The sequence below is a fragment of the Actinoplanes sp. NPDC049548 genome, from assembly GCF_040676695.1.
In the GTDB taxonomy this organism is placed as follows: Bacteria; Actinomycetota; Actinomycetes; order Mycobacteriales; family Micromonosporaceae; genus Actinoplanes.
On record NZ_JBFAPM010000008.1, the window covers coordinates 220,553 to 234,537 of the forward strand.

At 72.1% G+C, this 13,985-nt stretch carries 12 protein-coding genes and 1 tRNA gene; 6 read left to right on the plus strand and 7 right to left on the minus strand.

Annotated features, from left to right (window positions below):
* Positions 1 to 74 precede the first annotated feature (74 nt).
* From bcp to AB0J80_RS18450, 5 genes are all read right to left on the minus strand, one after another.
* Complete coding sequence (gene bcp / locus AB0J80_RS18430) at positions 75 to 545, minus strand: thioredoxin-dependent thiol peroxidase (RefSeq protein WP_364706021.1); 471 nt, start codon at positions 543 to 545, stop codon at positions 75 to 77.
* Positions 542 to 1,534, minus strand: a complete 993-nt coding sequence (locus tag AB0J80_RS18435) for a hypothetical protein (protein ID WP_364706023.1) — start codon at positions 1,532 to 1,534, stop codon at positions 542 to 544. Before AB0J80_RS18435 ends, bcp begins: the two co-directional genes overlap by 4 nt.
* Positions 1,531 to 2,256 carry a thioredoxin domain-containing protein gene (locus AB0J80_RS18440; protein WP_364706026.1) on the minus strand — a complete coding sequence of 242 codons (726 nt, stop codon included), beginning with the start codon at positions 2,254 to 2,256 and terminating at the stop codon, positions 1,531 to 1,533. The genes AB0J80_RS18435 and AB0J80_RS18440 overlap by 4 nt, the downstream gene beginning before the upstream one ends.
* On the minus strand, positions 2,253 to 2,708 hold the full coding sequence (locus AB0J80_RS18445) for a MauE/DoxX family redox-associated membrane protein (RefSeq protein ID WP_364706028.1): 456 nt from the start codon (positions 2,706 to 2,708) through the stop codon (positions 2,253 to 2,255). The genes AB0J80_RS18440 and AB0J80_RS18445 overlap by 4 nt, the downstream gene beginning before the upstream one ends.
* Before the next feature lie 90 nt (positions 2,709 to 2,798).
* A complete protein-coding gene (locus tag AB0J80_RS18450; protein WP_364706031.1) occupies positions 2,799 to 3,335 on the minus strand; it encodes a sigma-70 family RNA polymerase sigma factor in 537 nt (178 codons plus the stop codon).
* A 54-nt stretch (positions 3,336 to 3,389) separates the two neighbouring features.
* Here AB0J80_RS18450 and AB0J80_RS18455 point away from each other — a divergent pair, with 54 nt between their 5' ends.
* From AB0J80_RS18455 to AB0J80_RS18475, 5 genes are all read left to right on the plus strand, one after another.
* Positions 3,390 to 5,051 (plus strand): copper resistance protein CopC, encoded by a 1,662-nt coding sequence (locus AB0J80_RS18455; protein WP_364706032.1) that lies wholly within the window; start codon positions 3,390 to 3,392, stop codon positions 5,049 to 5,051.
* A 103-nt stretch (positions 5,052 to 5,154) separates the two neighbouring features.
* Positions 5,155 to 8,439: a hypothetical protein gene (locus AB0J80_RS18460; RefSeq protein ID WP_364706034.1), complete on the plus strand. Its 3,285-nt coding sequence runs from the start codon at positions 5,155 to 5,157 to the stop codon at positions 8,437 to 8,439.
* Between the two features lie 314 nt (positions 8,440 to 8,753).
* Positions 8,754 to 9,344, plus strand: coding sequence for an oligoribonuclease (gene orn, locus AB0J80_RS18465; RefSeq protein ID WP_364706036.1), 591 nt, complete (start codon positions 8,754 to 8,756; stop codon positions 9,342 to 9,344).
* Positions 9,345 to 9,623: 279 nt separating this feature from the next.
* A tRNA-His gene (locus AB0J80_RS18470) sits at positions 9,624 to 9,699 on the plus strand.
* A 510-nt stretch (positions 9,700 to 10,209) separates the two neighbouring features.
* Complete coding sequence (locus AB0J80_RS18475) at positions 10,210 to 10,800, plus strand: DUF664 domain-containing protein (protein WP_364706039.1); 591 nt, start codon at positions 10,210 to 10,212, stop codon at positions 10,798 to 10,800.
* A gap of 56 nt (positions 10,801 to 10,856) precedes the next feature.
* On the opposite strand, the gene AB0J80_RS18480 is transcribed toward AB0J80_RS18475, so the two are convergent.
* Entirely contained in the window at positions 10,857 to 11,678 is an 822-nt protein-coding gene (locus tag AB0J80_RS18480) for a helix-turn-helix transcriptional regulator (RefSeq protein WP_364706041.1), read from the minus strand.
* 212 nt (positions 11,679 to 11,890) lie between these two features.
* On the opposite strand from AB0J80_RS18480, the gene AB0J80_RS18485 reads away from it, so the two are divergent.
* On the plus strand, positions 11,891 to 12,760 hold the full coding sequence (locus AB0J80_RS18485) for an aldo/keto reductase family oxidoreductase (protein ID WP_364706314.1): 870 nt from the start codon (positions 11,891 to 11,893) through the stop codon (positions 12,758 to 12,760).
* Positions 12,761 to 12,804: 44 nt separating this feature from the next.
* Here AB0J80_RS18485 and AB0J80_RS18490 read toward each other — a convergent pair whose 3' ends face one another.
* Positions 12,805 to 13,935, minus strand: a complete 1,131-nt coding sequence (locus AB0J80_RS18490) for a peptidase (RefSeq protein WP_364706044.1) — start codon at positions 13,933 to 13,935, stop codon at positions 12,805 to 12,807.
* Positions 13,936 to 13,985 lie beyond the last annotated feature (50 nt).

The following is a 13,985-nucleotide window of genomic DNA, read 5'->3' on the forward strand; positions in this document are numbered from 1 at the left end:
CGTCTCCGGAGCTGGATGGTGGTTACCTCTCTTATCGGCACCACCCCCCAGGATCCGAGAAATCGCCCAGAAAGTCAGTCGATACCGAGATCCCGTCGCAGCTTTGCCACGTGGCCGGTTGCCTTGACGTTGTACAGGGCCTTCTCGACGGCGCCGTTTTCGTCGATCACGAACGTCGAGCGGATCACCCCGGTCACCGTCTTGCCGTAGAGCTGCTTCTCCCCGAACGCCCCGTACGCGGTCAGCACGCTCTTGTCCTGGTCACTCACCAGCGGGAAGGTGATGGCGTCGCGCTCGCGGAACTTCGCCAGCTTGGCCGGGATGTCCGGGGAGATGCCGATGACCTCGTACCCGGCCGCCTTGAGCGAGCCCAGCGAGTCACGGAAATCGCACGCCTGGGTGGTGCAGCCCGGCGTCATCGCGGCCGGGTACGCGTACAGCACGACCTTGCGGCCGCGCAGGTCCTTGAGGGCGAGGGTCTCGCCGGTGTCGGTCGGCAGGGTGAAGTCGGGGGCCGGGTCTCCCGGCGAGAGGCGCTCAGTCATGCGTCCGAAGATAACGGGGCCGGCTCGGCCGAGCGCAGGCGCAGCAGTCCGGTCGCCGCCAGGCCCGCGCCCGCGCCGAGCGCGACGAGCACGGCCGTCCGGGCCACCCAGCCGGGCCCGGGGAAGGTCACGACCGCCTGGGCGAAGACCCCCGCGTCGGCCAGGCCGCCGAACATCGCGAGCGCGGCGCCCCCCACCAGCAGGAGAAAGGGGGTACGGCCCCGGAGGGTCAGCACCCCCGCCGCGACCGCGAGCGCCGCCGCCACGATGGCGGGGGCGTGACCGTCGACGCCGGAGATCGCGCGCGTCACGGCGTACCCGAGAACGAGCGTGCCGCCGACCACCGCGACCGTGCCGACGCCGCGCCGCAGGCGCAGGCCGAGGGCGACCACCGCGCCGGCCAGCAGTGCCGCGCCCACCCACCAGGCCCAGGCGGCGGGTGGCGGCTCCCAGGTCAGCGTGCCGCGGAACTCGAAGGTGGTCACCCCCTGACGTAGCGGAACCGCCCAGTCGCGAAGCTTGTGAGGGTGCGACGGGTCGGCCTCGGCCTCCGGCGGCGGGTCCGCGCTCAGCCATCGCGTGCGCCGGTCGTGCCAGCGCACGCTGGGCTCCGCGGAGATCCGCTGCCACTGCGGGGGCGCGGCCGGATCGGCATTCGACGGTACGGGGGAGTCACCGTCGAGCGTCTGGTTCGTGTACGCGGCGGGCGAGTTGACGTTCTGGTACGTGCCGTCCGGGCGAACCTCGAGATAGGGCTCGTCCGAGTAGCCGAGTACCTCCACCGTGCGGCCCGTACCGTTCGTGAGCTCGAGGCGAGCGCCCGCCTCCACCACCCGTACCGTCAGATCCGGCACGGAAAGGCTGAGCCCTGTCGCCTGGATGCGGTAGGCGGTGGCGTCGGGTGCTTCCCCGCCGTGGGCCGACGCCGGAGCGGCCGGCACGAGCAACGCGCCGGCCAGCACCGCCAGGAACAGGGCACCGCGTCTCACGCGCCGGCCGCCTCCACCGCCGCGGTGAGCGCCTGCGGCGTCGGTTGGTCCAGCTTCTTGCCCGCCACGAGGACGGTCGGGGTGCCGGTCACCCCGCGCGCCGACGCCTTGTCGGTGACATCCGTGGCCCAGGCCGTGTACGTCCTGCCGTTCACCGCGTCGGCGAAGGCGGCGTCGGTCAGCCCCACCGAGCGGCCCAGCTCGATCAGCTTGGCGTCGTCCAGCCCCGCGCTGCCCTCCGCAGGCTGGTTGGCGAAGAGCACCTCGTGGTACTCGAAGAACTTGCCGCCCACCGACGCGGCCGCCGCCGCACCCGCCGAGCGTGTGGAGTACTCCGTCGTGGAGGCCCGGTCGAGGATTGCGATCGGGTGGTACCGCACGGTCACCTTCTTGGCGTCGACCAGCTGGGTGACCGTCGGGCCGGACGTCTTCTCGAACTCGTGGCAGACCGGGCACATGAAGTCCTCGTAGATGTCGATCGTCACCGGGCCGGAGCCGCGGGCGAACGCCGTACCGTCGTCGACCGCCGACGGCGGCACCGTCAGCTTGCCCGCGGTGTCCTTCTCCTGCCCGGCCGCCACGCCCCAGCCGATCAGACCCGCGATGACCAGCACCGCGACGACGCCCACGGTCGTCCAGAGCGTCACCGTACGACGGCGCTCCTTCGCGAGTTGTGCCTGCACGACCTTCTTGGCCTGTGCGCGGTCCTTGCCCTTGCTCACTGCGCGTCCCCCATCAGGATGCCGTCCAACGAGAAGCGGGTCCGCGGCCGCCACAGCAGGATCCCGGCGAGCACGAGGAAACCGGCGTCCCGGGCGATGTCCCACCCGTACGCCGGGTCGGCCCCGGCGCCCAGCTCACCGCCCTTGCTGAAGCAGCCGCAGTCGATCTGCAGGCCGTGCGCCCACGCCCAGACGATCCCGGCCGTGAAGAGCACCAGCAGGGTGGCCGAGATACCGGCGCTCAGGCGTACGGCCAGCCCGGCCAGCAGGAGCAGCCCGAGGGCGATCTCCAGGAACGGCTGGGCGGCGCCGATGACCTTCGCGACCTCGTACGGGAAGATTCGATAGGCGTTGACCGCGCGCCCGGAGGCGGCGAGGTCGCCGACCTTGAGTCCGCCGGCGATCAGCCACACCGCGGCGAGGCCGAAGCGGGCGGCGGTCGAGATCCACATGCTCACGCCCCCTTAGTCGGCGGGGAACGCCGCCCGGTTCCGTTCTACCGCCTGGGGGTTTGCTGTGTGACGGGCCGAAAGTCCCGTTGATCAGCTGGCTTGGGCCTCGGCCACCGCGGCGACCAGGTCCTCGCGGGCCCGTGCGACGCGGGAGCGGATCGTGCCGACCGGTACGTCCTCCACCTCGGCGGCCTCCGCGTAGGACAGCCCGAGCACCTGCGTGAGCACGAACGCCGTGCGGCGCTCGGGGCCGAGCCGGTCCAGCAGGTCGGCGGCGCCGAGCCGGTGCGCCGGGTCGGGCTGCTGAGGGCGGTCCGCGAAGGCCTCCGCGGCCAGCCGGGCGTCGAGCCGGCGCCGGCGCACCACGGACCGCAGGTGGTCGGCGCAGGTGCGCCGGGCGATGCCGAGCAGCCACGTGCGCACGCTCGAACGTCCCTCGAAGGCGGGCAGCGCCTTGAAGGCGCGCAGGTAGGTCTCCTGCGTCAGGTCGTCGGCGGAGCCGGGGTCGACCAGCGCGGCGGTGAACCGCCACACCTCGGCCTGCGTGCCCCGCACCAGGGCGGACTGCGCGCCGGCGTCACCGGCCCGCGCCCGGAGAGCGAGTGCGGTCAGGGGGTCGGGGGTCACACCGGGAGATGGTACGCGGACCACTTTGCCGCGCCCCCGGAGCCATCGGGGAGCATGGTTCGCATGACCGTTGATCGACGCCGAGCTTCGATGACCCTGGCCGGGCTGCTCCTGGGGCTGCTGGCCGTGCTCCTCGGACCGGCCGGACCGGCCGCCGCGCACGCCGCGCTGGTGGCGAGCGATCCGGGAAGCAACACCATCGTTCCGGACGCGCCGAACAAGGTCACGCTGACCTTCAGCGAGTCGGTGCAGCTGATCTCGGGCAAGATCCAGGTGCTCGCGCCCGACGGCAGCCGCGCCGACCAGGGCGAGCCCAAGGCGGACGGTGCCACGGTCACCATCCCGTTGCGCTCCGGCGGCGGCCGCGGCACCTATCTTGTCAGCTACCGCGTGGTCTCCGCCGACTCCCACCCCGTCGCGGGCACGCTCACCTATTCGGTGGGCGCGGCTTCGACGCCGCCGACCGAGTCGCAGGCCGCGGAGTCGGTCGATCCGGTGGTCCGCGCGCTCATCCCGGTCGGCAAATACCTCGGGTACGCGGGCCTGGTGCTGCTCATCGGCCCGGTGCTGGTGCTCGCCCTGCTGTGGCCGCACCGGCTGTCCCGCGTGGCCCCCGCGCGGCTCGTCTGGACCGGGCTCGGGCTCGTCCTCGGCAGCACGGTGCTCGGGCTGTGGCTGCAGGCGCCGTACACCACGGGCACGGGACTGTTCGGAGCCTCCGGCGCCGACCTGAAGGACGTGCTGGGCAGCACGTTCGGGGCGGTCATGCTGGTCCGCCTCGGCGTGATCATCGCGGCGGCGTTCCTGCTGCGCCCGCTGCTGCGCGGCTCCGGCGGCGAGAGCAAGGCGGACCTGGCCCTGCTCGGCGTGCTCGGGGTGGCGGCGCTGGCGACCTGGCCGCTCACCGGCCATCCCACCGCCTCACCGGTGGCCGGCGTCTCCGTCGTCGTCGACGCCATCCACCTGGCCGCGATGGCGGTCTGGCTGGGCGGACTCGTGATGCTGACCGGCTTCCTGCTGCGCCGGGCCAACGAGACGGAGCTCGGCGCCATCCTGCCGATCTGGTCCCGGTGGGCGGCCACCGCGGTCGCCGCGCTCATCCTGGCCGGCGTGGTCCAGGCCCTGATCGAGGTCTCGTCCTTCAAGGGCCTCTACGACAGCACGTACGGCCGGCTGATCCTGGCGAAGGTCGCGCTCGCCGCGGCGGTGATCGGCATCGCGGCGTACTCCCGCAAGCTCGTGCGCAACCGCAGCGCCGAGAGCGGCCCGGGCCTGCTGCGCCGCCTGGTGATGGCCGAGCTGGCGGTCACGGCGGTGGTGCTGGGCGTGACCGCGGCGCTGGTGCAGATCCCGCCGCCCCGCACGGCCGAGGCGGCACAGACGGCCACCACCTCCACGACGATCACCAAGACCGTGGCGAACGACTCGGTGTCGCTCCAGGTCGACGTCTTCCCGGCCACCGTCGGCAACAATTCTTTGCATCTGTACGCGTACACGCCCGACAACAAGCCGCTGCCGGTGGTCGAGTGGTCGGCGACCGCGGCACTGCCGGCCAAGGGCATCGAGCCGATCGACGTGCCGCTGCTGCGCATCACGGACTTCCACGCGGTGGGGGACATCGCCCTGCCGATGGCGGGGGAGTGGACGTTCAAGTTCGTCGTACGCACCAGCGACATCGACCAATCCACCCTGACGATGACCGCAAACATCTCCTGACGGATTCCTCCTCCTTCTCGGGGCCTAAGTAACCGTTTATCCATTTTGGTGTTATTTCGGTCTGTATGGTCTGCCCAGTACCACCGAGAAGGGGGAGATCGAGATGCGGGTGTTCCGCACGATCCTCGGCATGCTGATGCTGACCGTCGGACTACCGGCCCTACTGGTGGGCGGTGCCCTCTGGGCCGCCATGCAACACCGGGACGCGGGCGGCGCATTCAGCGGCACCATGCAGCGGGTGGCGACCTCCGGGTACGCCGTCGTGGTCGACGACGTCGACACCCTGCTGCGCACCGACGCCCCGTTCGCCCGCTTCGGCGACACCCGCCTGCGCATCACGGCCACGTCGTCCTCGGCGCCGGCGTTCGTGGGCATCGCACCGCGGGGACGCGTCGACGCGTACCTGGCTGACATCCCCCGCATCTCGGTCTCCGCGATCGACCTCGGCACCGGAGCCCTCCCGGTGACCAGCAAGCTCGTACCGGGCACCCGCGCCCCCGAACAGCTCCCCGGCCGCGAACGCTTCTGGATCGCCGCGGGCACGGGAGCGGTCGACTGGAACCCGACGGACCTGCGCGACACGGCCTACAGCCTGGTCATCATGAACCCGGCGGCCCAGCCCGGCGTACGCCTCGAGTCCACCGCGGCCATCCGCCCGGGCTGGCTCAACCAGGCGACCTGGGCCCTGCTGACCGCCGGCACCCTCCTCGTGATGATCGGCATGATCTTCCTCGGCTGGCCGTCGCGGCGGCGCGAGGTCGTCTACATCGTGGAGCCCAGCCAGGTGCCGGATCTCATGCAGGCGATCGGCGCGCCGCTGCCGCTGAGCCGTACGGGGGGCGGGCGGCACTCGGCGTCGCACCGGCCGCGTACGCTCGCCGACTCCCAGCCTCGAAGCCGCCCGCCGGCGTTGACGTGGCCGCCTTCCTCATCCTCTTCGTCTTCGTCTTCGTCGCGGGGTGGGCAGGGGGCGCAGCGGGGTTCGGCCATTCCGATGCCTGCCATTCCGGTCTCCGGTCCGGCCGTCTCGCCCGTTCCGGCCGCTGCTCCTGTTCCGGCTGCCTCTCCGGTTCCGGCCGTTGCTCCGGTTCCGGCCGCTGCTGCGGTCGCTGAGCCGGTGTCCGCGGGCGTTTTGTCAGCAAGTGCCCCGGGATCGCCTGCTCCGGCCTCGGCGCCTTCTCCGGGTGGTGCTGACGCGCCGTCCGCATCGCCGGTCGGCTCCGGCCCGGCCCCGGGCGAGCCGCTGAGCCTGATCACGCCTCGGGTCACACCGGCTGCCGAACCGGCGCCGGCGGCCACGGGGGACGCGCTGTTCGGTCGCGCGCCGGAGCGCGGTGCTCGCCGCCGGACCGCTCCGCAGCCGACTGACCTGCCGATCTTCGAGGCTTCCGCGGTCGGGGCCTGGGTCGCGGAGACCGCCGCGGCCCGCGCTCGCGAGACCGAGGCCCGTGCGGTGGCGGCACTGAACGCCTCCCGCAAGGCCGCCGCGGCGGCCGCGTCTTCGCCGGCCGCTTCGCCGGCCGCTTCGCCGGCCGCCGAGGCCTCGAAGCCGGCCGCCGCGTCCTCGCCGGTACCTGCTGCTCAGACGGCCGTCGCGACCTCGGAGGGCGAGGTCGGCTCAACCTCGGCTGCGGAGCCGGCCGCCGCCTCTTCCCTTGCGGCTGACGCCAAGCCCGCAGTGACCACGAAGCCTGCCGCGGACGACAAGCCTGCGGTCGGTGCTGAGCCGCCGGTTGCCGCCAAGCCTGCGGTCGGTGCTGAACCGACCGTTGCTGCTAAGCCGCCGGTCGGTGCTGAGCCGCCCGTTACCGCCAAGCCTGCGGTCGGTGCTGAGCCGACGGTTGCCGCCAAGCCTGCAGTCGCTGCTGAACCAGTTCTCGCCGCCAAGGCGGACGCGAAGCCGGCGACCGAGGTCAAGCCGCCTCGCGACATCCCGCCCGTCGCGCCCGCCATCGGGCCGATGCCGAAGGGCTACGACGTCGCTGTGGTCGGCCTGGCCGACGCGGCGCAGCGCGACGGGCAGCGCACGGCACCCAGGCCTGACGCTGAGGTCGCCAAGACCGCGGATCCGGAGCCGGTCGGAAGTGCAACCCCGAAGAACCCATCCCAGGCAACGGTGGGATCCGCGCCCAAGCCCTCGCCGTCCGCCAAGACCCCGCGAAACGCGCTCTTCGGCGGCCCGCCGGCGAACGCCTGGGCGGCGACCGGACTGACCCGTGCAGACTCGGGCCGGGTCGGCGCAACGGGAGCTCCCAAGCCCGCAGCGCCGATCGCCTCCCCGAAGAACCCGGGCCCGACGGGCGCGGCCCTGCCGAAGTCCCCGTCAGCGCCCGCTGCTCCGAAGTCTGGAACGGCACCCGCGGCACAGTCCCCGTCGGCACCTGCCGCGTCGGCTGCCAAGCCTGCGGCGGCTGCGAAGCCTGCGGCGGCGTCCGCTGAGAGGCCCGCGGCGACCTCCATCCCTACGACCGCCGACAAGCCTCCTTCGAGTGCATCGAAGAACGTGGAGGCTGACACGGCCCCGTCTCCGGCTCGACCTGTTTCACCGGCTCCGGTGTCGCCGACGAAGCCCGTGGCGCCTGTGCCGGCACCTCCTGCGCCGGCGCCCGCGCGGCCCTCGGTGCCCGGGCCTTCCCGGCCCACGGAGCCTGCCCGTGAGCCGGTGCCGGCAGGATCGGTGAAGGGCGAGGCTGCGGGAAGCGCGGCGGCCACGGTCAAGCGTCCCGCGGCTGCTCCCGGAGCGGAGCGTTCTGTCGTGGCGCCTGCCGGTGAGCGTTCTGTGGTGGCGCCTTCGGGCGACCGCTCGGCGGCGGTCTCCGCCGGTGAGCGGGTTACGGCCGCGCCTTCCGTCCAGCGGTCCCCGGCGGCGTCGTCAGTGGAGGGCTCCGCCAGGACGGCTGCCGAAGCCAAGGTGCCAACGGCCGCGGCGCAGGCAGCCGGCACGGCGGCGGCCGAGGTCTCCTCCGGCGAGGCGGCGCGGCCCGAGGCTCGTATCGCCGGGCAGCGCACCGAGATGCCGGCGGGGAACGCGAAGGTCGCGGAGCCGAAGCCGGCGGCGGCGGAGCCTACTTCCCACAAGACCGCTCAGGATGCCGGTGAGCAGTCGGCACTGCGCTCGACGACGGCCCCGGCCAAGGACGGCGCCGGCGACGCGCAGCCCAGCGCCCAGGTCCCGAAGGCCAAGAGCGCCACTGCCGCCGCTCCGGCGAAGAAGGGGCTGCTCGGCAGCTACAAGGACGAGGTCGCAGAGCTGTTGGGTGGCGCCAAGGCCCGGCGCCGGAGGAACACCACGGCCTCCGGGCTCCCGGCGCCGGACCCGGAGAACCAGGAGCCGCCGATCAAGCTGACCCGGCCTCCGCGCCGCGGTCGCGGGCAGGGCAAGGACTGAGATGAGGAAGCCCCGGGCAGACGCCCGGGGCTTCCGCCATGAGGGGACCGCTGCCGCGGACGGTCACCGAAGCACCGAAAGGGCCCTCCGCGCTGCCGACGCGGAGGGCCCTTTTACCGGGGGAAACGGAGTAACCGAAGGGGGGCTTCGTCCGTTAAGCACAGTTTAGACCCTCCGCGACCGAACTGGGTAGTCCTGGGGCTAATTCGGACAATCTAGGGTGATTCTGCTCTTGTGCGTGCGGACTCTCTCGAACAGGTGGGTAGGGCACGACGTCCCGGCGCGTCACGCCTGGGTGCGCGTAGGCTGACCGCGTGGCGGATCTTCTGGTGTGGATCGACTGTGAGATGACCGGCCTCGACCTGGGCAAGGACGCACTGATCGAGGTGGCGGCACTCGTCACCGACCCCGATCTCAACGTCCTGGGCGAGGGCGTGGACCTCGTCATCCACGCCGACGACGCGGCGCTGGACGGCATGCCCGAGATCGTGCGCGAGATGCACGCGAAGTCGGGCCTCACCGAGGAGGTGCGCCGCTCCACGGTCACGATGGCGGAGGCCGAGGACGCCGTCCTCGCGTACGTGAAGCAGTACGTCCCCAACCCGCGCAGCGCCCCCCTGTGCGGCAACTCGATCGCGACAGACCGCGGTTTCCTGGCCCGCGACATGCCGACGCTGGACGACTTCCTGCACTACCGCATGATCGACGTCTCCTCGATCAAGGAGCTGGCCCGCCGCTGGTACCCGAGGGTGTACTTCGGCCAGCCGCAGAAGGGGCTTGCCCACCGAGCCCTCGCGGACATCCGGGAGAGCATCCGCGAGCTGGAGTACTACCGTCGCACGATCTTCGTCCCGCTCCCCGGCCCGGACGTCGACCAGGCCCGCGCCATCGCCGCCGAGCTGTAGACCAGGCCCGCGCTGTAGCCGAAAGGCTGGAGCCGGCGTCGGCGGTTAAGGCTGCGCCGTCGCCGCCGTGCCTTGGTTCGAGCCTGCGTCGCAGAGCCCTGGTTCGAGGGCTGAGTCGGCGGGGGTGGCAGCGACCGCCGCGTGCGCCACCGAGGCCCACCACCCCGACAACGTCCTCGCCGCCGCGCCGGTGGGTAACCCGGTCGACGACAGGGTGGGGGGTGCGGCTATGCTTGTCCGGCGCCCGCTGCGGAGAATCTCGCCGCGAGCGGTGGCATGGTGGTCGTAGCTCAGCTGGTAGAGCACCGGGTTGTGGTCCCGGGGGTCGCGGGTTCGAGTCCCGTCGATCACCCCATGCACGCAACGAAAGCCCGCTCCGAGGAGCGGGCTTCTTCGTGTCTGACGGACGAGCCACTCACCGACGCCGACCTGGTCCGTGGCAGCCCGCGCTCCCGGGCTCACCTGGATGTGTCCGGAGGAGAAGCCGTATCTAGCGGGCGTGCCGTGTCCGGCAAGCCTTCCGCGGTCGGCCGATGTGCCCTGGCCGGCGGGTGTGCCGGGTGGCCCGTCGCCGCAAGGCTGCTTCGAGGCCGAGCCGTCGCCTTCAGCCCCGGGCCCAGGTCTCGGGTCCGGTCACTCCGTCGCAGGCCCCCAGACGAAAAGACGCCGTTGCGAATTCCACGGGGGAAGAACTCGCAACGGCGTCTTCAACAACAATAATCGATGGAGTGTCAATCGTCCATATCGGCCGCGCAGATTGCCGCAACAGTCACCGGGGTCCGGCGTGTGTGGGCCGTTCGTGCACGACCCCCGCTCTGTCCACAGCCCCGCCCGAGGGCCCCCGTTCCGCACTACGGTGACTCCCATGAGCAGCGACGACTTCCCCTGGGAACCGCCCCTGACCGGCACCGAGACCGAGCACCTCGTCGGCGCGCTCGACCGGTTGCGGACCACGTTCCGCTGGAAGGCCGACGATCTGGACGCCACTGCCCTGCGGGCCCGCATCGGCGCGTCCTCGCTCACTCTGGGTGGCCTCCTCAAGCACCTGGCGTTCGTGGAGGACTACACCTTCACGGTCAAGCTGCGCGACGAGCCACCCGGGGCGCCGTGGAGCCCGACGGCCTGGGACGACGACCCCGACTGGGAGTTCACGTCCGCCGCCGCCGACACCCCCGAAGAGCTGTACGCCCTGTGGGACGGCGCGGTGGAGCGCTCCCGCTCACGACTCGCCGCCGCCCTGGCCGACGGTGGCCTCGATCAGCTCGTGCACGTCTCGGGGCCTGACGGCCGGCATGCCAGCTTGCGCCGCCTCGTCTGCGACCTGATCGAGGAGTACGGGCGGCACACCGGCCACGCCGACCTGCTCCGCGAAGCGGTGGACGGCCTGGCCGGGGAGGACCCACCGGCCGGCTGGCGCCCGCGCGCCGGTCGCTCGCCAGTGGGAAGCCGACCTTGACGTAGGCGTCAGGCTCCGGCGCCGCAGGCCGCGACCCGTTACCGGCCGCGCGGGGTTCAGGTTGCTGTGGCCGTGATCGAGCCGAGCAGCGCCAGCGCCCGGGCGCTGGCCGTGCCTGGTTCGGCGTGATAGATGACCAGCAGCTGGCCGTCGCTGCCGCCGATCTCGAGCTTCTCGCGGCGCAGGGAGAGTTCGCCGACCTCGGGGTGGCGCAGACGCGTCCGGGCGCCTTGCCGAACCTTTACGTCGTGGCGCGCCCACAGCCGGCGGAAGTTGGCGCTGGCCGCCGACAGCTCGCCGACCAGCTGCGTACAGCGGGGGTCGTCGGCTGCTGTGCCCACCGAGGACCGGAAGACGGCGACCATGCCGGCCAGGTCCTGTTCCCAGTCCGGGTACAGCTCCTGTTCGGCCGGGTCGAGAAACACCGAGCGCAGCCGGTTGGCGCCCACCCGCAGGCTGGGGGAGAGGGCCTGGGCCATCGCGTTGGCCGCCAGGACGTCGAAGTAACGGCCCTCCACGAACGCGGGCAGGCCGATCACCTCGATGAGCTGCTGGATGCCCACCGGCACCCGTTCGCGTCGCGGGCGAGAGCGCGGTCCGCTGCGAGGCCGCGAGAGACCGAGCAGGTAGTCGGTGGCGCTGTCGTCGAGTTGCAGCACCCGGGCCAGCGCCTGCAGCACCTGTTCCGAAGGGTGCCGGTCGCGGCCCTGCTCGAGCCGCAGGTAGTAGTCGGCGCTGATACCGGCGAGCATCGCCACTTCCTCGCGGCGCAGTCCGGCGACGCGCCGGAATCCGCCGGGTGGCAGGCCGACGTCCGAGGGGCTCACCAACTGACGGCGGGCGCGCAGATAGTCGCCCAACGGATTCGCATCCTCCACCCCTCCACGGTAGTGGCGCGGCCACAGCGCGCCGGTGGTCCCGCTCCTCCGATGAGAGCGCCGCGCAGCCGTCTCCCGGCGCTGCACCACGGACGCTTTCCCTGGCGCCGGGCCGTGCGGGGTGCACCGTGAACCTGCGCGTCCCTGGCCCTGTCACTCCCAGGAACAGCGGGGAGCTGCCTGCCGCCTCCACCACCGCCGAAGCTGGACACATGATCGTTGAGACACTTCCCGGCGGCACTTTCACCCTGGCGGACGGGCTGACGGTGACGCGCATGGGCTACGGAGCGATGCAACTGGCCGGGCCGCACGTCTTCGGTCCGCCGGCCGATCGGGCCGCCGCCGTCGCCGTACTTCGTGAGGTCGTCGCGCTGGGCATCACGCACATCGACACCAGTGACTTCTATGGCCCACACGTGACCAACCAGATCATCAGAGAGGCCCTTCATCCGTACGGGGACAGCCTGCACATCGTGACGAAGGTGGGCGCCCGCCGGGATGCAGAAGGGGGCTGGCCTCGAGCCCGGGCGCCGCACGAGCTGCGTCGTGCCGTACACGAGAACCTGGAGAATCTGGGGCTCGACGTCCTGGAGGTGGTGAACCTGCGGATGGGCGGTCTCGATGCTCCGGAGCCGGGGTCGATCGCGGAGCCGTTCACCGCGCTCGCCGAGATGCAGGCGGAGGGGCTCATCAAGCATCTGGGCCTGAGCACCGTCAACGCCGAGCAGGTCGCCGAGGCGCAGTCGATCGCGCCGGTGGTGTGTGTGCAGAACTACTACAACCTGGCGCATCGGGTGGACGACGAGCTGATCGACTCGCTGGCAGCGCAGGGCATCGCGTACGTGCCGTACTTTCCGCTCGGGGGGTTCTCGCCGCTTCAGTCCGACGTGCTGGCGGCGGTCGCGGCCCGGCTCGGTGCGAGTCCGCTGGGGGTCGCCCTGGCGTGGTTGCTGCGGCGTTCGCCGAACATTCTGCTGATTCCCGGTACGTCGTCCGTGGCGCATCTTCGCGAGAACGTCGCGGGCGCTGCTCTGGAGCTGCCGGAGGATGCGCTCGCGGAGCTCGATGCGATCGCCGGTTGAGGGGGCCGCCGGGCTGTGCCGAGCCCGGCGACCCTCCCCGGCCGTCACCTGGTGGCGGGGGTGATGCCGAAGTCGCGCCAGGCTGTGCCGTAGTCCTGGAAGCCGAGGCGGGCGCCGGCCACCCGGGTGGTCGTGCCCTTGGCGACCAGCTTGCCGCTGCCGGACACCGAGTAGATCGGTCCGCCGCTGTCGCCGGGACGGGCCGCGGTCTGGCCCTCGGTCTGCTCGGCTTCGACGAGGTCTTCCCGGTCGGCGTAGTAGAACAGCACCTTCAGGTTGCAGACCGGCCGGCCGAGCTCGCGGGAGCTGGTGACGCCGGACTGGCACAGGTACTCGCCGACGTACGTCCAGCCCCATCCTTCGACCGCGGCGGCGACGTTGTCGGTGGGTGTGCCGACGTACACCCAGCCGTCGACGCTGCTGGTGGGGATGAGCTCGACGTCGTGGTCCTGGTGGCGCGGGCCGACGTTGCCGATGAACTCGCCCCGGGCGTCCTGGATGCGGTCGCCGGTCTGTCCGCAGTGGCCCGCGGTCAGCACGTAGCTCGCGCTGCCGGACCGGACACCGAACCCGGCGGTGCACGCGGTGGAACGGGTGGCGTTCACGATGGTGGCGCCGCCCTTCCAGGGAGCCCAGTCGTCGTCGCGGCTGATCGGCCGCAGGGGTTCCTCGGTCGTCACGGTGACGGGCACGCCGGCGTCCGGGAAAGCCTGCCGGGTGGCCGCGCGTACGCCGACGACCAGGCCGCTGCCGTCGGGTCGCAGCTTGATGCTGTCGACGGTCGAGCCGGCCGTGGCCCGGACGCGAGCGGCGGCGGTACGCAGCTCGGCGACCGAGTACTCGGCGGCCCGGACGCGGACCGGGGCGGTGCGAGACGCCTCGGACACGACTCGGCGCATCGCTGCCGGAACCGGGCCCTTCCACCACAGGGCCACCTGCGCGTCTTCGAGGACGATGCCGGCGTACCCGGGGTAGCGGTGCCGTTCGACCGCCCACCGGATCGTCGTGGCCGCTGCCACCAGGGGCCGCTGCTGCTCCATGCGGACCTGGTCGGCGGCGGCGAGGGTGAGCGGCGCGAGGCGCGGGGTCGCCTGCGCCGGACCGGTGGAGATCACTGCGGGGACGGTGAGCACGGCGGCAGCCAGGATGGCGGCCCGCCGTGACAACGTTGTCAACACATCGATCAGCTCCTTCGACGGGGGATCACCCGAGGGACGGTGATAGA

Bases quoted from the DNA above. Each gene is read 5' to 3' on its own strand.
- bcp (WP_364706021.1), bottom strand. From the start codon at position 545: ATGACTGAGCGCCTCTCGCCGGGAGACCCGGCCCCCGACTTCACCCTG.
- AB0J80_RS18445 (WP_364706028.1), bottom strand. From the start codon at position 2,708: ATGTGGATCTCGACCGCCGCCCGCTTCGGCCTCGCCGCGGTGTGGCTG.
- AB0J80_RS18455 (WP_364706032.1), top strand. From the start codon at position 3,390: ATGGTTCGCATGACCGTTGATCGACGCCGAGCTTCGATGACCCTGGCC.
- AB0J80_RS18460 (WP_364706034.1), top strand. From the start codon at position 5,155: ATGCGGGTGTTCCGCACGATCCTCGGCATGCTGATGCTGACCGTCGGA.
- AB0J80_RS18475 (WP_364706039.1), top strand. From the start codon at position 10,210: ATGAGCAGCGACGACTTCCCCTGGGAACCGCCCCTGACCGGCACCGAG.
- AB0J80_RS18485 (WP_364706314.1), top strand. From the start codon at position 11,891: ATGATCGTTGAGACACTTCCCGGCGGCACTTTCACCCTGGCGGACGGG.